This is a genomic window from Pseudomonas sp. IT-P171, from assembly GCF_949767765.1.
In the GTDB taxonomy this organism is placed as follows: Bacteria; Pseudomonadota; Gammaproteobacteria; order Pseudomonadales; family Pseudomonadaceae; genus Aquipseudomonas; species Aquipseudomonas fluorescens_B.
This window is the reverse complement of sequence record NZ_CATKQN010000057.1, coordinates 247417-270213: the sequence shown is the minus strand read 5'-3', so window position 1 is coordinate 270213 and position 22797 is coordinate 247417. Positions and strand designations below refer to the sequence as shown.

At 61.1% G+C, this 22797-nt stretch carries 23 protein-coding genes; 5 read left to right on the top strand and 18 right to left on the bottom strand.

Annotated elements, in window-relative coordinates; all coding sequences use genetic code 11:
- Window positions 1–17: 17 nt before the first annotated feature.
- The 5 genes from ACM6I5_RS25545 to yiaY form a co-directional block, all read right to left on the bottom strand.
- Entirely contained in the window at window positions 18–1349 is a 1332-nt protein-coding gene (locus ACM6I5_RS25545) for an MFS transporter (protein ID WP_414884923.1), read from the bottom strand.
- An 89-nt stretch (window positions 1350–1438) separates the two neighbouring features.
- On the bottom strand, window positions 1439–2365 hold the full coding sequence (locus tag ACM6I5_RS25540) for a hydroxymethylglutaryl-CoA lyase (protein ID WP_414884922.1): 927 nt from the start codon (window positions 2363–2365) through the stop codon (window positions 1439–1441).
- Window positions 2362–3555, bottom strand: coding sequence for a CaiB/BaiF CoA transferase family protein (locus ACM6I5_RS25535; RefSeq protein ID WP_414879574.1), 1194 nt, complete (start codon window positions 3553–3555; stop codon window positions 2362–2364). Before ACM6I5_RS25535 ends, ACM6I5_RS25540 begins: the two co-directional genes overlap by 4 nt.
- A 235-nt stretch (window positions 3556–3790) precedes the next feature.
- Window positions 3791–4699: a LysR family transcriptional regulator gene (locus ACM6I5_RS25530; RefSeq protein ID WP_414884964.1), complete on the bottom strand. Its 909-nt coding sequence runs from the start codon at window positions 4697–4699 to the stop codon at window positions 3791–3793.
- 69 nt (window positions 4700–4768) lie between these two features.
- Complete coding sequence (gene yiaY, locus ACM6I5_RS25525; protein ID WP_414884921.1) at window positions 4769–5917, bottom strand: L-threonine dehydrogenase; 1149 nt, start codon at window positions 5915–5917, stop codon at window positions 4769–4771.
- A 158-nt stretch (window positions 5918–6075) separates the two neighbouring features.
- On the opposite strand from yiaY, the gene ACM6I5_RS25520 reads away from it, so the two are divergent.
- Window positions 6076–7095, top strand: coding sequence for a DUF4917 family protein (locus tag ACM6I5_RS25520; protein ID WP_414884920.1), 1020 nt, complete (start codon window positions 6076–6078; stop codon window positions 7093–7095).
- Window positions 7096–7242: 147 nt separating this feature from the next.
- Here ACM6I5_RS25520 and ACM6I5_RS25515 read toward each other — a convergent pair whose 3' ends face one another.
- Window positions 7243–7785 carry a helix-turn-helix domain-containing protein gene (locus ACM6I5_RS25515; RefSeq protein WP_414884919.1) on the bottom strand — a complete coding sequence of 181 codons (543 nt, stop codon included), beginning with the start codon at window positions 7783–7785 and terminating at the stop codon, window positions 7243–7245.
- A gap of 108 nt (window positions 7786–7893) precedes the next feature.
- On the opposite strand from ACM6I5_RS25515, the gene ACM6I5_RS25510 reads away from it, so the two are divergent.
- Together ACM6I5_RS25510 and ACM6I5_RS25505 are read left to right on the top strand one after the other, a co-directional pair.
- Complete coding sequence (locus ACM6I5_RS25510; RefSeq protein WP_017336874.1) at window positions 7894–8676, top strand: aldolase; 783 nt, start codon at window positions 7894–7896, stop codon at window positions 8674–8676.
- Window positions 8677–8705: 29 nt separating this feature from the next.
- Complete coding sequence (locus ACM6I5_RS25505) at window positions 8706–9593, top strand: dihydrodipicolinate synthase family protein (RefSeq protein ID WP_414884918.1); 888 nt, start codon at window positions 8706–8708, stop codon at window positions 9591–9593.
- A gap of 144 nt (window positions 9594–9737) precedes the next feature.
- Here the strand turns inward: ACM6I5_RS25505 and ACM6I5_RS25500 are convergent, their stop codons facing one another.
- The 3 genes from ACM6I5_RS25500 to ACM6I5_RS25490 form a co-directional block, all read right to left on the bottom strand.
- Window positions 9738–10082, bottom strand: coding sequence for a YegP family protein (locus ACM6I5_RS25500; RefSeq protein ID WP_017336871.1), 345 nt, complete (start codon window positions 10080–10082; stop codon window positions 9738–9740).
- A gap of 165 nt (window positions 10083–10247) precedes the next feature.
- Entirely contained in the window at window positions 10248–10553 is a 306-nt protein-coding gene (locus tag ACM6I5_RS25495) for a ribbon-helix-helix domain-containing protein (protein WP_414884917.1), read from the bottom strand.
- A gap of 14 nt (window positions 10554–10567) precedes the next feature.
- A complete protein-coding gene (locus ACM6I5_RS25490; protein ID WP_008025704.1) occupies window positions 10568–11149 on the bottom strand; it encodes a DJ-1/PfpI family protein in 582 nt (193 codons plus the stop codon).
- Window positions 11150–11385: 236 nt separating this feature from the next.
- Between ACM6I5_RS25490 and ACM6I5_RS25485 the strand changes: the two genes are divergently transcribed.
- Entirely contained in the window at window positions 11386–12297 is a 912-nt protein-coding gene (locus tag ACM6I5_RS25485) for a DMT family transporter (protein ID WP_017336868.1), read from the top strand.
- Here ACM6I5_RS25485 and ACM6I5_RS25480 read toward each other — a convergent pair.
- The 4 genes from ACM6I5_RS25480 to ACM6I5_RS25465 all read right to left on the bottom strand — a co-directional run bounded on the left by ACM6I5_RS25480 (window position 12285) and on the right by ACM6I5_RS25465 (window position 15811).
- Window positions 12285–13502, bottom strand: a complete 1218-nt coding sequence (locus ACM6I5_RS25480; RefSeq protein ID WP_414879570.1) for a class I SAM-dependent methyltransferase — start codon at window positions 13500–13502, stop codon at window positions 12285–12287. The genes ACM6I5_RS25485 and ACM6I5_RS25480 overlap by 13 nt on opposite strands.
- 265 nt (window positions 13503–13767) lie before the next feature.
- Entirely contained in the window at window positions 13768–14385 is a 618-nt protein-coding gene (locus ACM6I5_RS25475; RefSeq protein ID WP_414884916.1) for a TPM domain-containing protein, read from the bottom strand.
- Between the two features lie 27 nt (window positions 14386–14412).
- Window positions 14413–15168: a TPM domain-containing protein gene (locus ACM6I5_RS25470; RefSeq protein WP_414879569.1), complete on the bottom strand. Its 756-nt coding sequence runs from the start codon at window positions 15166–15168 to the stop codon at window positions 14413–14415.
- Between the two features lie 34 nt (window positions 15169–15202).
- Window positions 15203–15811 carry a LemA family protein gene (locus ACM6I5_RS25465; RefSeq protein ID WP_414884915.1) on the bottom strand — a complete coding sequence of 203 codons (609 nt, stop codon included), beginning with the start codon at window positions 15809–15811 and terminating at the stop codon, window positions 15203–15205.
- A gap of 238 nt (window positions 15812–16049) precedes the next feature.
- Here ACM6I5_RS25465 and bglX point away from each other — a divergent pair, with 238 nt between their 5' ends.
- The gene (gene bglX, locus ACM6I5_RS25460) at window positions 16050–18341 is read left to right on the top strand and encodes a beta-glucosidase BglX (protein ID WP_414884914.1); all 2292 of its coding nucleotides are present in this window, start codon (window positions 16050–16052) and stop codon (window positions 18339–18341) included.
- 141 nt (window positions 18342–18482) lie between these two features.
- On the opposite strand, the gene ACM6I5_RS25455 is transcribed toward bglX, so the two are convergent.
- From ACM6I5_RS25455 to ACM6I5_RS25435, 5 genes are all read right to left on the bottom strand, one after another.
- A complete protein-coding gene (locus tag ACM6I5_RS25455; protein WP_017336862.1) occupies window positions 18483–19640 on the bottom strand; it encodes a phospholipase D-like domain-containing protein in 1158 nt (385 codons plus the stop codon).
- 1 nt (window position 19641) lies between these two features.
- Window positions 19642–20232 carry a YceI family protein gene (locus ACM6I5_RS25450; RefSeq protein WP_017336861.1) on the bottom strand — a complete coding sequence of 197 codons (591 nt, stop codon included), beginning with the start codon at window positions 20230–20232 and terminating at the stop codon, window positions 19642–19644.
- A 148-nt stretch (window positions 20233–20380) separates the two neighbouring features.
- A complete protein-coding gene (locus tag ACM6I5_RS25445) occupies window positions 20381–20710 on the bottom strand; it encodes a hypothetical protein (protein ID WP_017336860.1) in 330 nt (109 codons plus the stop codon).
- Window positions 20707–21798 (bottom strand): serine hydrolase domain-containing protein, encoded by a 1092-nt coding sequence (locus tag ACM6I5_RS25440; protein ID WP_414884913.1) that lies wholly within the window; start codon window positions 21796–21798, stop codon window positions 20707–20709. Before ACM6I5_RS25440 ends, ACM6I5_RS25445 begins: the two co-directional genes overlap by 4 nt.
- Window positions 21799–21889: 91 nt before the next feature.
- Window positions 21890–22777 carry an acyl-CoA dehydrogenase family protein gene (locus ACM6I5_RS25435; RefSeq protein ID WP_017336858.1) on the bottom strand — a complete coding sequence of 296 codons (888 nt, stop codon included), beginning with the start codon at window positions 22775–22777 and terminating at the stop codon, window positions 21890–21892.
- Window positions 22778–22797: the final 20 nt, after the last annotated feature.

Genomic DNA, 22797 nt, shown 5'->3' with positions numbered 1-22797 from the left:
CCGAAGGCTGCAATCTTTCAAAACTTGTCGAGCGTGCGCAGTTTCTGCGGCAACCCCCACAGCAGCAGGGCAACAGCGATCAGCGCGCAGACCCCGATGACATACAGCGCCGGTGTGGTGCTGCCGGTCAGGTCCTTGATCCGTCCGACCATGACAGGGCTGACGATGCCGCCGAATTGGCCGAGGGTGTTGATCACCGCGATCCCGCCCGCAGCCCCCGCGCCGGCACCGGCCAGCAGTTTCGGCGGCAGGGTCCAGAAACTCGGAATGGAGGCGATGATCCCGGCGCCGAGCAAGCCCAGTGCGACGATCAGGAAGGTCGTGTGGTTGGCGAAGATACCGGCGCAGAAGAAGCCCAGCGCACCCGCTGCCACCAACCCTGCGACAAACTTGCGACGCTCGCCGGTCGAGTCGGACAACCGTCCGATCACCACCATGCTGATTGCCCCGCAGATGTACGGAATCGCCGTCAGCAAACCGATCATCACCGGGCTCTCGGTGCCCGCGCTGCGGATCAGTTGCGGCGCCCAGAAATTCAAGCCGTAGGACGCCACTTGAATGAGGAAGTAGATCAGCCCCAGCGTGAGGAAACCGGGAATCCGCAGCGCCGCGAGCAACGAGCCGCCGCTCTTGTGCGGTTCATGGTGGGCGATGCGGCTGGCCAGCAGGGTTTTCTCCGACGGTGTCAGCCAGTGGGCGTCTTCAATGCGGTCCTTGAGCAGGGTCAGCACCAGCAATCCGAGGCCGATGCAGGGCACGCCGCCGAGCAGAAACAGCCAATGCCAGCCGCGCATGTCGAGGACGCCGTCGAGGTGTTGCAGCACCAGCCCGGAGAACGGTGCGCCGACCAGCCCGGCAAACGCCGATGACAGGAACAGCATCGAGGTGATGCGTCCGCGATAGTGCTGCGGGAACCACAGCGTCAGGTAATACAGCACGCCCGGCGCAAAACCGGCCTCCATCGCGCCGATCACGAAGCGCAGCGCGTAGAACTGCCATTCGCTGTTGACGAAGACCATCGCCGCCGTCGCGAGGCCCCAGGACATCATGATCCGCGCGATCCAGCGGCGGGCGCCGACTTTGTACAGCATCATGTTGCTCGGCACTTCGAAGATCACGTAACCGACCACGAACAGCCCGGCGCCGAGGCCGTAAGCGGTGTCGCTCAGGCTCAGGTCAGTCTGCAACTGGAACTTGGCGAAGCTGATGTTGATGCGGTCGAAAAACGCGAACAGGTAGCAGACCATGATCAGCGGCATCAGGCGCCAGGCGACTTTGCTGACCAGGGCTTTTTCTTCGTCGTGGCTAACGGACGGGCTCGCGCCCGCCTCCAGTACATTGAGGCTCATGGTGCTTTCTCCAGGCGGACTGCCCTTGGGGGTCCGATTGTTTTTGTTGTCTGGTTGAGATGTAGCTTCTGTGGGCGTTGTTCGGTGTGTCAGAAAGGGGTTGGGTGCAAGTCGCAATTGCGTCCGGCCTTGGCCAACTGGCCTGGCACTTCGTGCCCCAACAGCGCGGGTAATCCTCGCGACAACCTCAACAACAGCGGCAGGTCGATGCCGGTGTGAATGCCGATTTCATCGCACAGGTTCACTAGGTCTTCGGTGCAGATATTGCCCGAGGCACCCGGTGCAAACGGGCACCCGCCGAGGCCGCCGAGGGCTGCGTCAAAGCGTCGGGCGCCGGCCTCGTAAGCGGCCAGCACGTTGCACAAACCGAGGCCGCGGGTGTTGTGGAAATGCAGGGTCAGGTCCGCTGGCGAAACCCGCTGCAAGACCCGGCGCACCAGTCGGTCGACCTGACGCGGATTGGCCATGCCGGTGGTGTCGGCCAGGGTGATGCCCTGAATGCCGAGTTCCTGATAGGCCTCGACGATTTGCAGTACACGGTCCTCATCGATCCTGCCTTCGAACGGGCAACCGAACGTGGTGGCGATGCTGCCGTTCAGTCGCACCTGAGTGTCACCCACGTAGTGCACGATCTCGCCGAACGCGGCCAATGAGGCTTCGCACCGCATGCGCATGTTCGCCAGGTTGTGGGTCTGGCTGGCGGACATCACCAGGTTCAGCTCATCGGCCCTTGTCGCCAGCGCCCGTTGCGCACCTTTGAGGTTGGGGATCAACGCGACGTAAATCACTCCCGGTTGACGGGTGATGCCCTTGAACACCAGCTCGCCGTCGCGTAGCGCCGGAATGGCCTTGGGCGACACGAACGAACCGGCTTCGATGCGGCTGAATCCGGCCAGCGACAGCTGATCGATCAGGGCAATCTTGTCGACCGTTTCAACCCACGTCGGCTCGATCTGCAGGCCGTCGCGGGGGGAGACTTCCTGAACGATCAGGGTCTCGGAAAAATCAGTGATCATTGCACCACCCCTTCAGTTTTCAGGCGTTCGATGTCTGCGTCCGTCAGGCCCAACCCCGCGAGAATCCCGTCGGTGTGCTGGCCCAGGCTCGGCCCCGACCAGTTCACGCCACCGGGGGTTTCGGAGAGTTTGGGCACGATGCCCGGCATCGTCACTGTCGCGCCGCCAGGCAGGTCGGCGCTGAGCAGCATGTCCCGCGCCTGATAGTGCGGATCAGCGACGATGTCAGCCACCGAATAGATGCGTCCGGCCGGTACTTCAGCGGCTTCCAGCGCCGACAGGACTTCGTCGATCGGCAGGCTGCTGGTCCAGTGAGTGATGGCAGCATCCAGCACATTGCTCTTGGCTGCGCGACCATCGTTGTGGGCAAACTCCGGCGCGTCGGCCAGATCGCGGCGACCGACGACTTCCATCAAGCGCTTGTAGATCGGATCGCTGTTGCCGGCGATCACCACGTAGGCCCCATCGGCCGTCAGGTAGGTGTTGGACGGCGCGATGCCGGGCAATGCCCCGCCGCTGCGCTCACGCACATGACCGAGCATGTCGTATTCCGGCACCAGGCTTTCCATGACGTTGAACACGCTTTCGGCCAGCGACACATCGACCACTTGCCCGCCGCCCTGCCCGGTCTTGACCCGCAGCAGCGACATCAAGGCACCGATCACCGCGTGCAGCGACGCCAGTGAATCGCCAAGGCTGACACCGACCCGCGCCGGTGGTGAACCGGGGGTGCCGGTGGTGTAGCGAATCCCGCCCATGGCCTCGCCGATGGCGCCGAATCCTGGACGGTCGCGGTACGGACCGGTCTGGCCGTAGCCGGAAATGCGCACCAGAGTCAGGTTGGGATTCAAGGCGTGCAACACGTCCCAGCCCAAACCGAGTTTCTCGAGAGCGCCAGGGCGCAGGTTTTCGATCAGCACGTCGGCGCTGGTCGCCAGTTGCTTGACCAGTTCAATGCCTTCGGGGGATTTCAGATTCAGCGCCAGGGACTTCTTGTTGCGCGATTGCAGGTACCACCACAACGAGGTGCCTTCGTGCAGCTTGCGCCATTTGCGCAGGGGATCGCCCTGGCCCATGGCTTCGATCTTGATCACCTCGGCGCCGAACTCGGCGAGCATGCGCGCGGCGAACGGCGCGGCGATCAGCGTGCCGATTTCGATCACCTTGATTGCACTCAGGGGGGCAGTCATCGCGGGGTACCTCTGTTGTTCTTGGAATATGCGCCAAGGCTAGAGGAGCGAGGGGACTGGAATCCAACCTTCTGTTGGCAACGGGCGTTCGTGAAACGCGAACGCTCGGGGAGATTACCGCGACCTCAGGTCGGTCATCGCTGGCAGGCCAGCTCCCACAGTGATCTGCGGCGTTCACCAATCCTCTGTAGGAGCGGGCTTGCCCGCGATGAGGCCGGCCCCGGCAATGAAAATCTCAGACCTGCCCCCGCAACTGCTCAAACAACATCCTGCTCACCGGCGACAACGCCGCTTCATCGCGCACGACCAGAATCAACGCCCGATCCGACCAGTCATCGGTCAACGGCACCGCACGCAACCCCAGCGCCCGGCCAAACAATTCGTAAGCCTTCTGCGGCAAAATCCCGATGCCCATGTTGGCCTGGACCATCCGGCACATCGCATCGAACCCCGGCACATGAATCCGCAATCGCAACACCTTGCCCGCCTCACGCGCGGCGGCGTGGGTGCGCATGTTGATGGAACTGGCGGAATGCAGGCCGACGTAATCGCTGCCCAGCGTATCGGCGAACGCCAGGCTGGAACGGCTGGCCAATGGATGATCCGGCAGCATCAGCACCATCAGTTTGTCCTGGCGATACAGCACGCTGTGCAGGCCTTTCACATCGCTGTCGCTGGAACAGATCCCGAGGTCCGCCACGCCATCCAGCACGCCTTGAATCACACCGCCGCTGGGACGCTCTTCGAGATCGGTCTTGACCTGCGGATGTCGTTCGGAAAAGCCCCGCAGGTCTTCCGGCAGAAACTGAATGATCGCCGACAGGTTGGCGAGCATCCGCACATAACCACGAACGCCATGGCTGTGTTCACCCAGTTCAAAGCCCATTTTCTCGACGTTGAACAGCATCTGCCGAGCATGGTGCAACAGGGTTTCGCCGGCCGGCGTCAGGGTCATGCCCTTGGCCTGACGCACGAACAGGCTAATGCCCAGCGCCTCCTCCAACTCCATCAACCGCTTGCTCGCCGCCGACACCGCGATGGCCTCGCGGGTCGCAGCACGGGTCAGCGTGCCTTCTTCGTGGACGGCGACGAATAGCTGGAGGGTGATGAGGTCGAGGCGGCGGATCAGGCTTTTTTGCAGCATCTGGGACTCGCGATGTCGGCTCGGACGAAGACGCAGCATAACGTCCTTTGCGCCCGAGCCGTGCGACCGTCAAAACGCGCTGCAGAAAATCTCCTCGATTTGCCGCTGATCCGCGGCCCGTGGATTGGTCACGCCACACGCGTCTTTCAAGGCGTTGGCGGCGAGGGTCGGGATATCGTTGAGCCGGGCACCGAGTTCGCGCAAGCCAGCGGGAATTTCGACGTCTTTCGCCAGGCTACGAATCGCCGCGATGGCCGCCTGGGCGCCCTCTTCCGGGCTGAAGCCGCGGATATCGGCACCCATTGCATGGGCCACGTCGGTCAGGCGGTCGGCGCACACCAGCGCATTGAAACTTTGCACATGTGGCAACAGCACGGCGTTACAGACGCCGTGGGGCAAGTCGTAGAAACCACCCAACTGGTGGGCCATGGCATGCACGTAGCCAAGAGACGCATTGTTGAACGCCATGCCCGCAAGGAACTGTGCGTAAGCCATGTTTTCCCGCGCGGACAGGTCGCTGCCATCTCGCACGGCAAGGCGCAGGTTGTTGCTGATCAACGTGACGGCCTTCAACGCACAGGCATCGGTGATCGGGTTGGCGGCGGTGGACACGTAGGCTTCGATGGCGTGGGTCAGCGCGTCCATGCCGGTGGCGGCCGTCAGGCTTTTGGGCATGGCGACCATCAGCGCCGGGTCGTTGACCGACAACAGCGGCGTGACGTTGCGGTCAACGATGGCCATTTTCACGTGACGCGATTCGTCAGTGATGATGCAGAAACGCGTCATCTCGCTGGCCGTGCCGGCAGTGGTGTTGATGGCGATCAGCGGCAATTGCGGCTTCTCGGATTGATCGACGCCTTCGTAATCGCGGATCTGCCCGCCGTTGGTCGCGCACAAGGCGATGCCCTTGGCGCAGTCGTGGGGCGAACCGCCCCCCAGCGACACGACGAAATCACAGCGACTTTCCTTGAGCAGGCCCAGGCCACTTTCGACGTTGGCGATGCTCGGGTTGGGCTTGGCGCCGTCGAAGATGACCGAGTCGATGTCCTTCATCGCCAGTTTCTCGGCGATCATCGCCGCCACGCCGGCCTTGGCCAGCCCGGTGTCAGTAACAATCAGCGCCTTGCGAAAGCCGTACTTGCCAATCGCGTCCATGGCTTCGTCGAGGCAACCAATACCCATGATGTTCACGGCGGGGATGAAAAACGTGCTGCTCATGGCGAATCTCCAGGGCTAGGACCGTATCGGCTGTTCGATTCGGCGAATACTCACAGGATCGCCTCATCGACCAAACGCTAACTTGATCTGGCTCAAGTCCGGGTCGTGATAAAGTCGCCGCCCATCCGACCTTTTGCTTTTTTGAGACAACGACCGCAATGACCGATTTCCAGGATGTCGATGCCCAGCTTGAAGACTGGAACGCCTTGCGCGCCACCACCTCGATCAGCGGCCTGCTGGTGGGCAACGGTGCCAGCCGTGCGGTTTGGGACGATTTCGGCTACGACTCGCTGTTCGAAAACGCCCGCACCGTGGAAGAAAAGCCACTGAGCCAGTCCGAACTGAGTGTGTTCGATGCGATGCAGACGCGCAGTTTCGAGCAGGTGCTGGGCGCTCTGAAAACCACCAGCCGCGTGAACAAGGCCCTGGCTGTCAGCTCCGCCGCGCCGCGCAATCGCTACTACGCGATCAAGGAAGCGCTGATCAACACCGTGCACGCGGTGCACATCCCGTGGCGGCTGGTGGTGCCCTCGACGCTGACGACGATCAGTCAGGAACTGGTGTGTTACCGGACGGTGTTTACCACCAATTACGACTTGCTCAACTACTGGGCCATTCAACACCAGCCTGATGCCATCACTGACCTCTTCCAGGGTGCCGAGCCGGGTTTTGACCTGAGCGCCACGGCGACCGATAAAACCCGCTTGCTGTACCTGCACGGCGGTTTGCATCTGGTGCGCAATCAGGACGGCACGGCGCGCAAACTGACGTCGACCGAGGGCACGTTGCTGGGCAGTTTCGCGATCAACAACACAATCAAGACGCTGGATGACGTGCCCTTGTTTGTGAACGAAGGGCCGAGCGCGGACAAGCTCAAGACCATCCGCAGTTCGGATTATTTGTCGTTTTGCTATGACCAGCTTTTGGGGCATGGCGAGGGGTTGTGCGTCTTTGGCCACGCGTTGGGTGAGCAGGACAGCCACATCGTTCATGCGCTACGCCAGGCGAAACCGAAGGTGGTGGCGGTGTCGATTTATCCGCGCAGCAAGGCGTTTATCCAGCATCAGAAGCGGCATTACGCGAAGGTGTTTGAAGGGACCGGATCAGAACTGCGGTTTTTTGATTCGAAGACGCATGCGCTTGGCAATCCAAAGCTGACCGTTCCCGTCGAGGTCTGAAGCAAACACCGTACCCGTGGCGAGGGAGCTTGCCCCCGCTCGGGTGCGCAGCCGCCGCAAAACTGGACATTGCTTTCTCTCTGAAAAAAGCAGGGGGCCGCTTCGCAGCCCAGCGGGAGCAAGCTCCCTCGCCACCAAGGCGCCTAATCATTCTTCCGCGCTATGCACCACCACCAGCAACTGCGCCTTGACCTCGCCTATCGAGCGGATGCGGTGCGGTTTCTGCGCATTGAAGTGCAGCGCATCCCCCCGCTCGAGCAGCACGCGCTCGTTCATGAAATCCACTTCCACCTGCCCTTCGTGGACGAACAGAAACTCTTCCCCCAAGTGTTCCTTGAAGGTTTTGTCCGCGAATTCGAACGGCGGATAAATGATAAACGGCAACAGACTGCGCTCACTCACCTGATGCGCCAGCACCGCATAACCAGGACTTTCGTCATTGGCCGCCAACGACTGGCGCTCATGGCTGCGCACCAGGCTGTAGCTATCGAGGCTGACGCTGTCCTCGGAGAACAATTCCTCGACCTTGACGTTCAGCGCCTTGGCCAGTTTCAGCGCGGCCGCGATGGACGGCGTATTCAGCCCACGCTCGACTTTTGACAGATAGCTCTTGGTCATGCCGGATTTTTCGGCCAAGGCCTCGAGCGTCACGCCTAGTTTTTTTCTCAATAATTTCAAACGGATAGACATGGAGATCGATTAACCCATCAAGGAGGCGACGATTTGCCCTTGCCAATGACACAATGTGTCATATAGCCTCGTTAGCGTCATTTGCGTGAAACACCCGAGGACACTGATATGGCGAAGACCTTAGCACTACCCAAAGAGCAACTGGTCAAGCAAGCACTGACCCAGATGCAAAATACCCTGGCGGATAATACGTGGACCGACCGGCAAAAGCTGGCCCTGACCTGCCGTATTCTGTTCGAGAACGGTCACGACTCCGGCCTGGCCGGGCAAATCACCGCCCGCGGCCCGCAACCGGGCACTTACTACACTCAACAACTGGGCCTGGGTTTCGACGAAATCACCGCCAGCAACCTTCTGCTGGTCAACGAAGACCTGGAAGTGCTTGAAGGCCACGGCATGCCCAACCCGGCCAATCGTTTCCACAGCTGGGTGTACCGCGCCCGGCCGGACGTGAACTGCATCATCCACACGCACCCGACCCACGTCGCGGCGCTGTCGATGCTGGAAGTGCCGCTGCAGATTTCCCACATGGACCTCTGCCCGCTCTACGACGATTGCGCCTTTCTCGAAGGCTGGCCGGGTGTGCCGGTCGGTAACGAAGAAGGTGAACTGATTGCCGGTGCACTCGGCGACAAACGGGCGATCCTGCTTTCCCACCACGGCCAGTTGTCGACGGGCACGACCATCGAGGAAGCCTGTGTCATCGCGCAACTGATTGAACGCGCCGCCAGGCTGCAACTGCTGGCGATGAGCGCCGGGACCATCAAGCCGATCATTGCGGAGCTGGGTCGTGAAGCCCATGACTGGATCTCGAAACCCAAGCGCCATGGCGCCGCTTTCAACTACTACGCTCGGCAGAACCTGCGTCAACACGCCGATTGCCTGAACTGACCCCACTCACTTTGAAGAGGAGCGTCGCCATGTCGACCCCAACGATTCACGGCATCATCGGCTACACCATCACTCCGTTCACCGCCAATGGCGAAGGCGTTGATCTTGACGCGCTCGGGCGTTCCATCGACCGCCTGATCGACGGCGGCGTCCACTCGATCGCACCGCTGGGCAGCACCGGCGAAGGTGCCTACCTCAGCGATGCGGAATGGGATCAGGTCGCCGAATTCAGTATCAAGCACGTGGCCAAACGAGTGCCGACCATCGTCAGCGTGTCCGACCTGACCACCGCCAAAGCCGTGCGCCGCGCACGGTTTGCCGAAGCCCACGGCGCCGATGTGGTGATGGTACTGCCGACGTCCTACTGGAAACTCAGCGAAGCGGAAATCCTCGCCCACTACCGCGCCATCAGCGACAGCATCGGCGTACCGATCATGCTCTACAACAACCCGGCTACCAGCGGCACCGACATGTCGGTGGACCTGATCCTGCGCATCGTCAACACCGTGGATAACGTGACCATGGTCAAGGAGAGCACCGGCGACATCCAGCGCATGCACCAACTGCAACGGCTCGGCGAAGGTCAGGTGCCGTTCTACAACGGCTGCAATCCGCTGGCGCTGGAAGCCTTCGCGGCAGGTGCGAAGGGCTGGTGCACGGCGGCGCCGAACCTGATTCCGCAGCTCAACCTGGAGCTGTATGAAGCGGTCCTGGCCAACGATTTGAGCACGGCGCGTGACCTGTTCTATCGCCAGTTGCCGCTGCTGGATTTCATTTTGAAAGGTGGGTTGCCGGCGACCATCAAGGCCGGCTTGCGCGCGACCGGGCTGGAGGCGGGTGATCCGCGGTTGCCGGTGTTTGCGCTCGGTGACGCTGGGCTTGGTCAGCTTCAAGGCTTGTTGAAAGCATTGCGCTGATCCCCGGGCACACACAAAAACCAATGTGGGAGCAAGCCTGCCAGCGATAGCGGCCTGACACTCAACATCTTCGTCGAATGTTAAGCAGACATTGCTAGCAGGTGAGCTCCCACAGTGGATTTGCATTGGGTTTGAAGGGTGCGATCAGAGCACCGGCAAGGTCTTGTCCTTGATCACCGTCGTCGGGCCGTTGGCCTTCACGCTCGCGATGCCTTTGTCCCGGGCGGCATCAGAGGAATAGGTTTCGCTGTTGCCGATAATTTCGTGATTGCCAGCCTTGAGGTTGAAGTACGGCTGACCGTCCTTGGTGGTCTTTTTCTCATAGCGCTCATCCAGCGGGCTGTTCTTCTGCACCGAGGCTATGCCGCCTTCGGCGGCGCTGCGAGTGGTGTAGTGCTCGCTGTTCAGAATGGTTTCGGCATTCGCCGCTTTCAGCACGAAGCGAAACTGGCCGTTGCTGGTTTTGCTTAACTCATACCATCCAGACATGCTCTTTCTCCTTGGCGATTGAGAGGTTTCGCGCTTCAGAGTAAAGACCAGCCCTGTATTTTTGTCGCCTGTACGGCCCCCTTCGCGAGCAAGCCCGCTCCCACATTTGGAATGCGATCAAATGTGGGAGTGGGCTTGCTCGCGAAGGGGGCAACACGGTTTGTGCTACTTCGCAGCCGTCCGCACCACCGACAACTCCGGCGCCTGGACGCGCCGCTGACTCAAATACCGCGTGCAACTCACCCGCAGGAAGGAGGCGAAATTAATCACTTCGCCGCGGTAATCCATCACCTCTTCATACAGTTTGGTGATTAACTGGTTGGTGGTCATGCCATCGACCTCGGCGATTTCGCTGAGGATGTCCCAGAACTGATTCTCCAGCCGCAGGGTGGTGACCACCCCGCAGATGCGCAGCGAGCGGGAGCGCGATTCGTAGAGAATCGGATCGGCTTTGACGTAGAGCTCGCACATGGAATCGTCCCTCGTTACAGCGTGATTTTGGTGCCCAGCAAGCCGAGGAAACCGGCGAGCCAGCTCGGGTGGGCGGGCCAGGCCGGAGCAGTGGCCAGATTGCCTTGAACGTGACCTTCCGTCACCGGGATATCGATGAACGTGCCGCCCGCCAGGCGCACTTCCGGCGCGCAGGCCGGATAGGCGCTGCACTCGCGACCTTCAAGGACACCTGCCGCTGCCAGCAATTGTGCACCGTGACACACGGCGGCGATCGGCTTGCCGGCCTTGTCGAAGGCGCGCACCAGATCCAGGACTTTTTCGTTCAGGCGCAAGTATTCCGGGGCACGACCGCCGGGGATCAGCAGCGCGTCGTAGTCGGCTTCGGCGACCTTGGCAAAATCGAAGTTCAGGGCAAACAGGTGGCCGGGTTTTTCGCTGTAGGTCTGGTCGCCTTCGAAGTCATGGATCGCCGTGCGCACGGTCTGGCCGGCGGATTTGTCCGGGCAGACGGCGTGCACCGTGTGACCGACCATCAGCAAGGCCTGGAACGGCACCATCACTTCATAGTCTTCGACGTAATCGCCGACCAGCATCAGGATTTTCTTGGCAGCCATGGGGAGGACTCCTCTGTGAAATGCGTAGGAGTATTCAAGGTAGTCCTTATCCGTGAGAGTGGGTAATAACCAGCTACTACGAACAATGAGCTTTTGTGGCGAGGGAGCTTGCTCCCTCACCACAGGGATTACTCGCAACTGTACGGATAACTCTGCGCCCAGCTGTAACAGAGCTATCCCTGAGGTTTGTGGCTAGATGAAGCCATCTCCCATCACCCTGAATTCCGGTCCCCATCATGTCCTCGCGCGAAAACACCGGCATGGCCCTCGGCCTGCTTGGCGTTGTGATTTTCAGCCTCACCCTACCCTTCACACGGATCGTCGTGCAGGAACTCCATCCGCTGCTCAACGGCTTGGGTCGCGCGCTGTTCGCGGCCATTCCGGCCGCGATATTGTTACTGTGGCGCCGGGAAAAATGGCCAACCTGGAAACAGGTCAAAGGCCTGGCACTGGTGATCGCCGGGGTGATCCTCGGTTTCCCGGTGCTCTCGGCCTGGGCGATGCAAACGTTGCCTGCGTCCCACGGTGCTTTGGTCAATGGCCTGCAACCGCTGTGCGTGGCGTTGTACGCCGCGTGGTTGTCCCACGAACGACCGTCGAAAGCCTTCTGGGCCTGTGCCGCGCTGGGCAGCGCGCTGGTGCTGGGTTACGCGTTGATCAGCGGCGCCGGCAGCATTCAGGCCGGTGATTTGCTGATGCTCGGCGCAATTGCCGTGGGCGGTCTGGGTTATGCCGAAGGTGGCCGCTTGGCCAAGGAAATGGGCGGCTGGCAGGTGATCTGCTGGGCGCTGGTGCTGTCGACACCGCTGTTGATCGGGCCGGTGGTGTACTTGGCGCTGCAACACCAGGGCGAGATTTCGGCCAAGACCTGGTGGGCGTTTGGTTACGTCTCGCTGTTCTCGCAGTTCATCGGTTTCTTTGCCTGGTACGCCGGTTTGGCGATGGGCGGCATTGCCCGGGTCAGTCAGATTCAGTTGTTGCAGATTTTCTTCACCATCGCGTTCTCGGCGTTGTTCTTTGGTGAACACATCGAGCCGATCACCTGGCTGTTTGCTGCCGGGGTGATCGTGACGGTGATGCTCGGACGCAAGACCGCTGTGCGTCCGGCGCAACCGGGCACGTTACCGGCCGGGGTTCAGCTCAAATAGCCGTCGGCCCGCAGCAAGGTTTCGAGGCAATGTTCGCTGATGTGGTAGAAATCCTTCAGCTCCTGAATCTTCACCAACAGCTGGGCCGGGTCCACCGGCTCGGCGCGTTTGACCGCCAGGATCATCTTGTTCTTGTTGGTGTGGTCCAGTGAGATGAACTCGAACACCTTGGTTTCATAACCGCAGGCTTCGAGGAACAGCGCTCGCAAACTGTCGGTGACCATTTCCGCTTGCTGGCCCAGGTGCAGTCCATATTGCAGCATCGGCTTGAGCAGCGCCGGGCTCTGGATTTGCAGGCGGATCTGCTTGTGGCAGCACGGCGAGCACATGATGATCGACGCGCCGGAGCGGATGCCCGTGTGGATCGCATAGTCCGTGGCAATGTCGCAGGCGTGCAGCGCGATCATCACGTCCAGCTCGCTCGGTGCGACGCTGCGCACGTCACCGCACTTGAACACCAGGCCCGGATGCTCCAGTTTCGCGGCGGCGGCGTTGCACAGCGTGACCATCTCTTCACGCAGCTCGACGCCGGTCACCTCACCTTCGGCGTTCAAGGTGTTGCGCAGGTAATCGTGGATCGCGAACGTCAGGTAACCCTTGCCCGAACCGAAATCCGCGACCCGCACCGGTTTGTCCAGCGCCAGTGGCGAGGTGGTCAGCGCATGGCTGAAGACTTCGATGAACTTGTTGATCTGCTTCCACTTGCGCGACATCGCCGGGATCAGCTCGTGCTTGCTGTTCGTCACACCAAGGTCGGCGAGAAACGGCCGGCTCAGGTCGAGAAAGCGATTCTTCTCGCGGTTGTGCTCGGCAGACGGCACTTCGCGCAATTGCTGAGGTTTGCTCTTGAACAGCGAAGACTTGCCCTTTTTGCTGTATTCGAGCTGGGCTTCGTCGGTCAGCGACAACAAATGCGCATTTTTGAACGAGGCCGGCAACAACGCGGCGATGGTCGCCACGCCCTCGGCCAGCGGCAGGTTCTTGGTGATGTCGCGGGTCTTGTAGCGGTAGACGAAGGACAGGCAAGGCTGATCCTTGACGGTCAGTTGCTTGATGATCAGCCGTTGCAGATCCGCTTCGGTGCCGACGTACTTGGCCAGCACCAGCTTGATGAAGGCGTTGGCGTCGAGGCTGGTTTGCAGCAGGTCGATGAACTGGGCGTGGTGATCCGGCGCGAGGCTGGCGGGAGTGGCGGTGACGGACATGAAAAAAACGGCCTCGGGCGGAGCGAATCGGGAATGGCGGGTATTTTAGGGGGGATGGCCGTTCGGGACACGCAGTTATTTACCGAACGGTGCGAATCCTGAGGGAGTCGAGTCCCCTGTGGCGAGGGAGCTTGCTCCCGCTGGGTCGCGAAGCGGCCCCATTCGATTCATCAGTCAGACCGAGTTCTCAGGTTTTACGACTGCTTTGCAGCCGAGCGGGAGCAAGCTCCCTCGCCACAAAAGCCCGCTCACCACAGAAGGTGTATCAGCCCAACACCACCAACCGATTCGGCAACTCATTCCTCACATGCGTCACCGGCACGTGCACCTTGAGCAATTCGCCACACGCTTCGACACACGTCACAAACCCCTGCAACGTCTGCCCCTGCTTCACCTGCTGGGTGAACGCCGCCACAATCGCGTCCCAGTTCTTGTTGTCCAGCCGTTTGGAAATCCCTTCATCCACCAGGATTTCCACATAACGCTCGGCCTCGCAAACGAAAATCAGCATGCCCGTACTGCCCACGGTGTGGTGCAGGTTCTGCTCCAGAAACTGCCGACGCGCCAGGTTCGAGGCGCGCCAGTGACGTACGGAGCGCGGGATCAAATGGGTGGTGACTTTCGGAATACGGAACACCAGGCACAACACGATGAAGGTGACCCATTGCACCAGCAGCAGGCTGTGCATGGTCAGCCAGCCGGTCAGGTAATGCACGACACCCGGCACCACCAGCGCCAGCAAGCTGGCCCATAGCAGCGGGATGTACGCATAGTCGTCGGCGCGGGCCGCGAGCACGGTCACCAGTTCGGCGTCGGTGTCGCGCTCGACCCGGGCAATTGCCTCGGCGACTTTGCGTTGTTCGTGTTCAGTCAGTAGTGCCATTTTACGAATGCCCGTTCATTGTTGTTATCACCAGCCGCCCGACGAACCGCCGCCCCCGAAACTGCCCCCACCGCCGCTGAAGCCCCCGCCTCCACCGCCGCCGCCAAATCCACCACCGCCGAAACCACCACTCGAGCCGCCCGAGCCACCTCGGCCAGCCGGCAGGATCCCGAACATCTGCAAGACGAATATCGTCAGGATGAACAGCAACACCAGGAACACAAACACCCCGGGATGCCGCGAAACGAAGTCACTCTCCTGATTGCCGCCGGAGTCGTACACCGTCGACGGCTCATCCAGCGGACTGCCGCCCAATACCACCAGCATCGCCGCGACCCCGTCGCTGATACCCTTGCTGAAGTTGCCGGTCTTGAATGCCGGGGTGATCACCTGGTTGATGATCACCGAACTCTGCGCATCGGTCAGGCGATCTTCCAGGCCATAACCGACTTCGATCCGCAACCGGCGCTCGTCGCGAGCGACGATCAGCAGCGCACCGTTGTTCTTGTCCTTCTGCCCGATGCCCCAGTGGCGACCGAGCTGATAGCCGAAGTCTGCAATGTCAGTGCCCTGCAGGTCCGGCAACGTCACCACCACCAATTGTTCACCGGTGGCTTTTTCATGGGCGTTGAGCTGTTGCGTCAACTGCTCGCGCACTGAGGGTTCAATCAATTGGGCGTTATCCACCACCCGCCCGGTCAGCTGCGGAAACTTCAGCTCGGCTTGCGCCGTGGCGACAAACACCCAAAGCAACAGCGCCAGGCCCACTTTCAACAAACGCATTGGCAACCTCATCCGTGGTAATGCATCAGGCCGGTCAGAACTTCACTTCCGGTGCTTTCTCGGCACCGGGGCTGGTGGCTTCGAAGGTTTCACGAATCGGCAGATCGCTGTACATCACGGTGTGCCACAAGCGCCCCGGGAAAGTACGGATTTCGGTGTTGTACTTCTGCACCGCGAGGATGAAATCACGACGCGCCACGGCGATGCGATTCTCGGTGCCTTCCAGCTGCGATTGCAACGCGAGGAAATTCTGGTTGGCCTTGAGGTCCGGATAGCGCTCGGACACCACCATCAGTCGACTCAAGGCGCCGGTCAGCTGATCCTGCGCTTGCTGGAACTGCTTGAGCTTCTCGGGATTGTCGAGGGTGCTGGCATCCACCTGGATCGACGTGGCCTTGGCCCGGGCTTCGATCACCGCTGTCAGGGTTTCCTCTTCATGCTTGGCGTAGCCCTTGACGGTTTCCACCAGGTTGGGGATCAGGTCGGCGCGACGCTGATACTGGTTCTGCACCTGGCCCCAGGCGGCCTTGGCCTGTTCGTCGAGGGTCGGAATGTTGTTGATGCCGCAACCGGCCAGCATCGTGGTCAGCAACATCAAGGCTGCGATCCGCAGGCTTGACCGAGTGTGGTGTCGTACATTCATCTGGTTTGACGCTCCCTTGCACATTCCGTTGAAAAAACAACCAGCGACCTTCTGGACCGCCTCTTGGGGCATAATCTGCCGCCGCCACTGGATTGCATCGAGCCAATGGGCTAAAAGATGCCCCAGCGCAAAGACACGCAGAAGTGTGCTGCATTTACCTGAACAACAATAGTCGCTCCCTAAATTTTGGCTGACCGGCGCATATTCCCCGCCGTTTAGGCTTTAGAGAAAACCATTCATGAAGAAGCTGTGTTTGCTGGGCCTGTTCGTCAGCCTGGCCAGTCATAACGTATTGGCCGCCACGACCCCCGCACCCCTGGAGAACAAGGACGCCTTCATCAGCAACCTGATGAAGCAAATGACCCTCGATGAAAAAATCGGCCAGTTGCGCCTGATCAGCATCGGCCCGGAAATGCCTCGGGAGATGATCCGCAAGGAAATCGCCGCTGGCAACATCGGCGGCACGTTCAACTCCATCACCCGCCCGGAAAACCGTCCGATGCAGGACGCGGCCATGCGCAGCCGGTTGAAGATCCCGATGTTCTTCGCCTATGACGTGATCCACGGCCATCGCACCATTTTCCCGATCCCGATTGCGCTGGCGTCGAGCTGGGACATGGACGCCATCGGCCTGTCCGGGCGCATCGCCGCCAAGGAAGCCGCGGCGGACAGCCTCGACATCACCTTCGCGCCAATGGTCGACATCTCCCGCGACCCGCGTTGGGGTCGGACTTCCGAAGGCTTCGGCGAAGACACTTATCTGGTGTCGCGCATCGCCGGCGTGATGGTCAAGGCTTTTCAGGGCACTGGCGCGAACGCAGCCGACAGCATCATGGCCAGCGTCAAGCACTTTGCCTTGTACGGCGCGGTCGAGGGTGGTCGTGACTACAACGTCGTCGACATGAGCCCGGTCAAGATGTACCAGGACTACCTGCCGCCGTACCGCGCGGCGATTGACGCCGGTGCCGGCGGCGTGATGGTCGCGTTGAACTCGATCAATGGCGTACCCGCCACGGCCAACACCTGGCTGATGAACGACTTGCTGCGCAAGGAATGGGGCTTCAAGGGCCTGGCAGTCAGCGACCATGGGGCGATTTTCGAGCTGATCAAGCACGGCGTCGCTCGTGATGGTCGCGAAGCCGCGAAGCTGGCGATCAAGGCTGGCATCGACATGAGCATGAACGACACCCTGTACGGCAAAGAGCTGCCGGGGCTGTTGAAGGCGGGCGAGATCGAACAGAAAGACATCGATAACGCCGTCCGCGAAGTGCTCGCAGCCAAGTACGACATGGGCCTGTTCAAGGACCCGTACCTGCGCATCGGCAAGGCAGAGGATGATCCGGCCGACACTTACGCCGACAGCCGCCTGCACCGTGCCGAGGCCCGCGACGTTGCGCGTCGCAGCCTGGTGCTGCTGAAGAACCAGGGCGAAACCCTGCCGCTGAAGAAAACCGCGAAAATCATGCTGGTCGGTCCGCTGGCCAAAGCACCGATCGACATGATGGGCAGTTGGGCTGCCGCTGGCCGTCCGGCTCAATCGGTCACTCTGTTTGACGGCATGACCCGCGCGCTGGGCGATAAATCGACGCTGATCTACGCCCGTGGCGCCAACATCACCAGCGACAAGAAGGTCCTGGATTACCTGAACTTCCTCAACTTCGACGCCCCGGAAGTGGTGGACGATCCGCGTTCGGCGCAAGTGCTGATCGACGAAGCAGTGAAAGCCGCCAAGGATGCCGATGTGGTGGTGGCAGCGGTGGGCGAGTCCCGTGGCATGTCCCACGAATCGTCGAGCCGCACCGATATCAACATCCCGGCCAACCAGCGCGATCTGATCAAGGCGTTGAAAGCCACCGGCAAGCCGCTGGTGCTGGTGTTGATGAACGGCCGTCCGCTGTCGATTCTCGAAGAGAAAGACCAGGCGGACGCAATCCTGGAAACATGGTTCAGCGGCACCGAAGGCGGCAACGCCATCGCCGATGTGCTGTTCGGCGACTACAACCCGTCGGGCAAACTGCCGATCACCTTCCCGCGTTCGGTGGGCCAGATTCCGACCTACTACAACCACCTGAGCATTGGCCGGCCATTCACACCGGGCAAACCGGGCAACTACACCTCGCAGTATTTCGATGACACCACCGGTCCCCTGTTCCCGTTCGGCTTCGGTCTGAGCTACACCGATTTCAGCCTGACCGACATGGCCCTGTCATCGACCACGCTGAACAAGACCGGCAAGCTCGACGCCAGCGTCATGGTGAAAAACACCGGCAAGCGTGATGGCGAAACCGTGGTGCAGTTGTACATCCAGGACGTCACCGGCTCGATGATCCGGCCGATCAAGGAACTGAAGAACTTCCAGAAAATCACGCTCAAGGCCGGTGAGCAGAAAGTCGTGCACTTCACCATCACCGAGGATGACCTGAAGTTCTTCAATGCCCAGCTCAAGTACGCGGCGGAGCCAGGCAAGTTCAACGTGCAGATCGGCCTGGACTCCCAGGACGTGACGCAGCAGAGTTTTGAATTGCTGTAATTATTCAAACACCACAAAAACCTGTGGGAGCGAGCCTGCTCGCGATGGCGGCCTGACAGTCAACAATGATGTTGAATGTTATGGCCTCATCGCGAGCAGACTCGCTCCCACAGTGGTTTTGGGGTGTTGAGGAGACTGGGTTCAGCCCCGTCGATCCAGCAGATTCACCACCAGCCGATCCACCCATCCCCACACCCTCTGCTTCACGCGGCGCCACAACGGTCGGCGTTTCCATGCTTCCAGGCTCACCTCCTGGCTCAACGCAAAGTCCCGTTCGAAACTCGCCGCCACCGCCCGCGTCAACCCGGGGTCCAGTGCTTCAAGGTTGGCTTCCAGGTTGAAACGCAGATTCCAGTGATCGAAATTGCACGAACCAATGCTGACCCAGTCATCGACCAGCACCATTTTCAGGTGCAGGAAGCACGGCTGGTATTCGAAAATCTGCACCCCGGCCTTGAGCAATCGCGGGTAGTAGCGATGCCCGGCGTAGCGCACCGAGGGGTGATCGGTGCGCGGCCCGGTCAGCAGCAAACGTACATCAACGCCTCGGCCAGCCGCCCGACGCAACGAGCGGCGGACTTTCCACGTCGGCAGAAAATACGGCGTGGCCAGCCAGATTCGCTTTTGTCCGCTGTTCAGCGCACGAACCAGCGATTGCAAAATGTCGCGGTGCTGACGGGCGTCGGCATACGCCACCCGGCCCATGCCCTCGCCTGTGGACGGCACGCGCGGCAATCGTGGCAGGCCGAAATGCGCAGCAGGTTTCCAAGCGCGGCGGTGGCGGTTGGCGATCCATTGGCGGTCGAACAGCAACTGCCAGTCGATGACCAGAGGGCCGGTAATTTCCACCATCACCTCATGCCATTCGCTGGTGTCTTCGCCTGGCGTCCAGAACTCATCGGTGACACCGGTGCCACCGACCACCGCCATGCTCTGATCGACCAGCAACAGTTTGCGATGATCGCGATAGAAATTGCCGACCCAGCGCCGCCAGCTCAGGCGATTGTAGAAACGCAGCTCCACGCCCGCCGCCATCAGCCGCTGACGCAAGGTCAGGGTAAACGCGAGGCTGCCGTAATCATCGAACAGGCAGCGCACACGAACTCCCCGCTCGGCGGCCTGGACCAATGCCTGAACCATGGCCTCGGCACAGGCGCCCGCCTCCACCAGGTACAGCTCCAGTTCGACTTGTTCCTCTGCGCGAGCGATGGCGACCAGCATGCGCGGGAAAAACTGCGGACCGTCGATCAGCAGCTCGAAGCTGTTGCCTTCACGCCAGGGAAAAATCGCGCCGGCCATGTCAGCGCGCCGTGAAAATCAGTACCGCACCCACCGGCACCGACAGACTGATCGCCGACAAACCGGCGAGCTTGCGCAAACTGTCCAGCCCTGGCGCCAGATCGAAATCCGCGGCGTTGATCACCAGCGGTTCGAGCGTCACCACCTGAAAGCGCCGATCATCGAGACGGGTCGCCAGCAGTTCGGCGTTGTAGTCGTGTTGTTTGCCATGGAGATTGACGGTCACCGGCAAACGCAATTCGAGTTGCGCACCGGGCGCGAGGTCGTTGATCGGGCGCAGATCAATCTGCGCGGTGATCAAGGCTTCGGGGAAGGTCTGGATCTCGAACAGTTCCTTGCGCATGCGTTCGTCACGCAAAGGGATGCCGCTGTTCACCGATTCCAGCTCGACTTCCACCTCGGCCAGGCCTTTGGGACTGACCTTGCCATGCAGCACCAGAAAGCGCTGCACTTCGGAAATGTTGGCGTTTTTGGTGCTGACGAACGACAGCCGTGAAGACTCGCCGTCCAGGTACCAATTGGCCTGGGCCGAGAGTGTGGCTCCGGTCAGCAGCACAAAGGCCAGGGTTTGGATAAGGGACCGCTTGAACATAAAGACTCGTGGGGAAATAAACCTGCACGAACCTTAACCGCCCGTGAGCGCATTGCAAACCGCGAAGATCAAAAGATCGCAGCCTGCGGCAGCTCCTCCATGGGTGGACACACAATCCCTGTAAGAGCTGCCGCAGACTGCGATCTGATCAAGGCATCAACCGACAGCCCTGGCGTTCGCCGACCCACTCGGCGCTGTTGCTGCGCCCCATCCCGCTGACGGTAATTCGTTTTCTGGCGGGGTCATCGGTAAAGCTGCTGGTAGGCAGCCACTGTTTGACATAGCCATGGCAATACTCGACGTCGTTATTCATCACATAGCGGCACGAGCAGTATTCCTTGGCGGTGTAGGCGCTGATGATGTCCGGGAACGCCCACAGCGCCACCCGTTCCTGCCAGATCCAGCCGAGCAAGGCGATCAGCAGGATCAACCCCAGCGAGCTGAACGGTCGGCGGCGGACAAAAGGGCGGCGATTCATGGCTGCACCTTCCCGGCGACTGCCAGGCGCGCGAGTCTGAGCAGTTCGTTGTGTCGATAACTGCCGTCGCGATCATCGCCGTAACGCACGATCACCAGGTGCTCACTGGGGATCACGTACATCGCCTGGCCCCAATGCCCGAGTGCGGCGAAGGTGTCGGCGGGGGCATCGGGCCAAGGTTGTGCGGCACCCTCCGCGGCACGATTGAGCCACCAATGACCACCCGGCACCGCCTCGTCCTGATGGGCTCGATAGCGGTCGAAAGGCTGGAGGTTAAAGGCGACCCAATCCTTGGGCAGCAATTGCCGGTCGCCCCAACGACCGTCGCGGGCCATCAACAGGCCGACTCGCGCCAAGTCGCGCGCGGTGAGGTAGGCGTATGACGAGGCGACGAAAGTACCCGTGGCGTCAGTTTCCCAAACGGCGTGGCGAATGCCCAAGGGTTCGAACAGCGCAGTCCATGGATAGTCGGCATACCGGGCCGGGCCGACGATGTTTTTCAGCGCGGCGGCCAGCAGATTGCTGTCGCCACTGGAATACCGAAAGGCCTGGCCGGGTTGCGCATACTCGGCGTGATCGGCCGTGAATGCGGCCATGTCGCGATGACCGCGGGTGTAAAGCATCGCCACCACCGACGACTTCAGCGGGGCGTATTCGTAGTCTTCCTGCCAGTCCAGGCCGGAGGCCCAGTGCAGCAGATCGGCCAGGGTGATTGCCGGGTGGTTTGTCAGCGCCGGATAGTATTTCAGCACCGGGTCCTGGAGCCTGAACAGGCCTTCGCCATAGGCCACGCCGAGGACCGCGGCCATCAAGCTTTTGCTGACCGACCAGGTCAGGTGCGGCGTCTCGGCAGTGGTCGGGCCGGCGTAGCGTTCGTAAATCAACTGGCCGTCGCGGATCACCAGCAAGGCGTCAGTGCGGATACCTTTTCGGTCGCTCTCGTCGCGGGGTGGGAAGGCGTAGGTTTCCAGGGCTTGAATGGCCGGGCCGCTGAGGGCCGGGCCGGTGGACCATTGCTCGGCGGGCCAGTTTTCGGCCTGGGCTGTGAGACTTAGCAGCATGAACAGCAGGGGCAAGCCTTTGAACATGGAGGGGGCTCGAAAAGTTGAACCTGCTGAGCCTAGTCGAGGTTGATGACAGTTTTGAAGTTTGTGTTGACCGTGCCGCCCGCCATCGCGGTCAATTCAGCGAATATCCGGCAAGTGCCTTGGCCAACCGCTTCCCCCGTGCCCCCGCCGCCAGATCCATCACCGCCTGATCCCGCTGCCACATCACCGCCCACTCCGGCGGTCCATCGGCCAACGCTTGATTCACTTCAACCTTCAACCCCTCAAACTGCGCAAACAACCCGCCCAACAACACATGCCCGGCCGGGTTGTTCGGCGCCTGCCGGCTGACTTCCGCGCACCCGGCCAACAGCGCCAGCAAACGCAATGACAAGCCCTGCGGCCAGTCACTGTCCTGACCCACCCCATACAACCACGCCGTCATGGCGCTCAGCACATAGACATCTTCCAGCGTCCGGAACGGTTTGACGTACGCGTCCCAGCCATCCCCCGCCAGCAATTCACACAAGGCGCTCTCGAGAAACAACCGACCGTGGCTGATGTCCGGCATCAGCGGGATCGCCGGGAGTTTTTCCACCCGCACACCCGGTTCGCCGGGATAAACGACGGCCAGGCTCAAGCGCGGAGCCTCGCCGGGGCCTTCACTGCGGGCGGCAATCAATAGCCAGTCCGCGGCATCGCCGGCGGTGACGAAATCCTTGCGCCCGCTCAGGCGCAGGTCAGTCAGACGTGTCTGCATGTCCGCCACCCGCAGGCTGCGCTGTTCGGTCGCGCACAACGCGCCGAGGCTAGGCGGCGCGCTCGGCCAGAGCATGCGCAACGCCGCCTGATAACCCACCAGAAAGGCCAGCCCCGGTGTTGCCATCAGGCGTCCACCAACCACCGCCAGCTCGAACGGCGAGACCGCGCCCAACTGCTGCAACAAGGTCGCGAAACCCTCTGCGAGGTCCGGGTTGGCGGGCAAGCGATCGCGACGTTTCAACAGGGTTTGCCAGGGCATAAGAGGCTCCTCATGGGCTG

Bases quoted from the DNA above. Each gene is read 5' to 3' on its own strand.
- ACM6I5_RS25445 (WP_017336860.1), bottom strand. From the start codon at position 20,710: ATGAATCGCCGCCCTTTTGTCCGCCGCCGACCGTTCAGCTCGCTGGGG.
- ACM6I5_RS25520 (WP_414884920.1), top strand. From the start codon at position 6,076: ATGACCGATTTCCAGGATGTCGATGCCCAGCTTGAAGACTGGAACGCC.
- ACM6I5_RS25475 (WP_414884916.1), bottom strand. From the start codon at position 14,385: ATGGCACTACTGACTGAACACGAACAACGCAAAGTCGCCGAGGCAATT.
- ACM6I5_RS25530 (WP_414884964.1), bottom strand. From the start codon at position 4,699: ATGCTGCAAAAAAGCCTGATCCGCCGCCTCGACCTCATCACCCTCCAG.
- ACM6I5_RS25435 (WP_017336858.1), bottom strand. From the start codon at position 22,777: ATGCCCTGGCAAACCCTGTTGAAACGTCGCGATCGCTTGCCCGCCAAC.
- ACM6I5_RS25535 (WP_414879574.1), bottom strand. From the start codon at position 3,555: ATGACTGCCCCCCTGAGTGCAATCAAGGTGATCGAAATCGGCACGCTG.
- ACM6I5_RS25485 (WP_017336868.1), top strand. From the start codon at position 11,386: ATGTCCTCGCGCGAAAACACCGGCATGGCCCTCGGCCTGCTTGGCGTT.
- ACM6I5_RS25450 (WP_017336861.1), bottom strand. From the start codon at position 20,232: ATGTTCAAGCGGTCCCTTATCCAAACCCTGGCCTTTGTGCTGCTGACC.
- ACM6I5_RS25465 (WP_414884915.1), bottom strand. From the start codon at position 15,811: ATGAATGTACGACACCACACTCGGTCAAGCCTGCGGATCGCAGCCTTG.
- ACM6I5_RS25490 (WP_008025704.1), bottom strand. From the start codon at position 11,149: ATGGCTGCCAAGAAAATCCTGATGCTGGTCGGCGATTACGTCGAAGAC.
- ACM6I5_RS25455 (WP_017336862.1), bottom strand. From the start codon at position 19,640: ATGGCCGGCGCGATTTTTCCCTGGCGTGAAGGCAACAGCTTCGAGCTG.
- ACM6I5_RS25480 (WP_414879570.1), bottom strand. From the start codon at position 13,502: ATGTCCGTCACCGCCACTCCCGCCAGCCTCGCGCCGGATCACCACGCC.
- bglX (WP_414884914.1), top strand. From the start codon at position 16,050: ATGAAGAAGCTGTGTTTGCTGGGCCTGTTCGTCAGCCTGGCCAGTCAT.
- ACM6I5_RS25470 (WP_414879569.1), bottom strand. From the start codon at position 15,168: ATGCGTTTGTTGAAAGTGGGCCTGGCGCTGTTGCTTTGGGTGTTTGTC.
- ACM6I5_RS25440 (WP_414884913.1), bottom strand. From the start codon at position 21,798: ATGTTCAAAGGCTTGCCCCTGCTGTTCATGCTGCTAAGTCTCACAGCC.
- yiaY (WP_414884921.1), bottom strand. From the start codon at position 5,917: ATGAGCAGCACGTTTTTCATCCCCGCCGTGAACATCATGGGTATTGGT.
- ACM6I5_RS25495 (WP_414884917.1), bottom strand. From the start codon at position 10,553: ATGTGCGAGCTCTACGTCAAAGCCGATCCGATTCTCTACGAATCGCGC.
- ACM6I5_RS25505 (WP_414884918.1), top strand. From the start codon at position 8,706: ATGTCGACCCCAACGATTCACGGCATCATCGGCTACACCATCACTCCG.
- ACM6I5_RS25500 (WP_017336871.1), bottom strand. From the start codon at position 10,082: ATGTCTGGATGGTATGAGTTAAGCAAAACCAGCAACGGCCAGTTTCGC.
- ACM6I5_RS25545 (WP_414884923.1), bottom strand. From the start codon at position 1,349: ATGAGCCTCAATGTACTGGAGGCGGGCGCGAGCCCGTCCGTTAGCCAC.
- ACM6I5_RS25510 (WP_017336874.1), top strand. From the start codon at position 7,894: ATGGCGAAGACCTTAGCACTACCCAAAGAGCAACTGGTCAAGCAAGCA.
- ACM6I5_RS25515 (WP_414884919.1), bottom strand. From the start codon at position 7,785: ATGTCTATCCGTTTGAAATTATTGAGAAAAAAACTAGGCGTGACGCTC.
- ACM6I5_RS25540 (WP_414884922.1), bottom strand. From the start codon at position 2,365: ATGATCACTGATTTTTCCGAGACCCTGATCGTTCAGGAAGTCTCCCCC.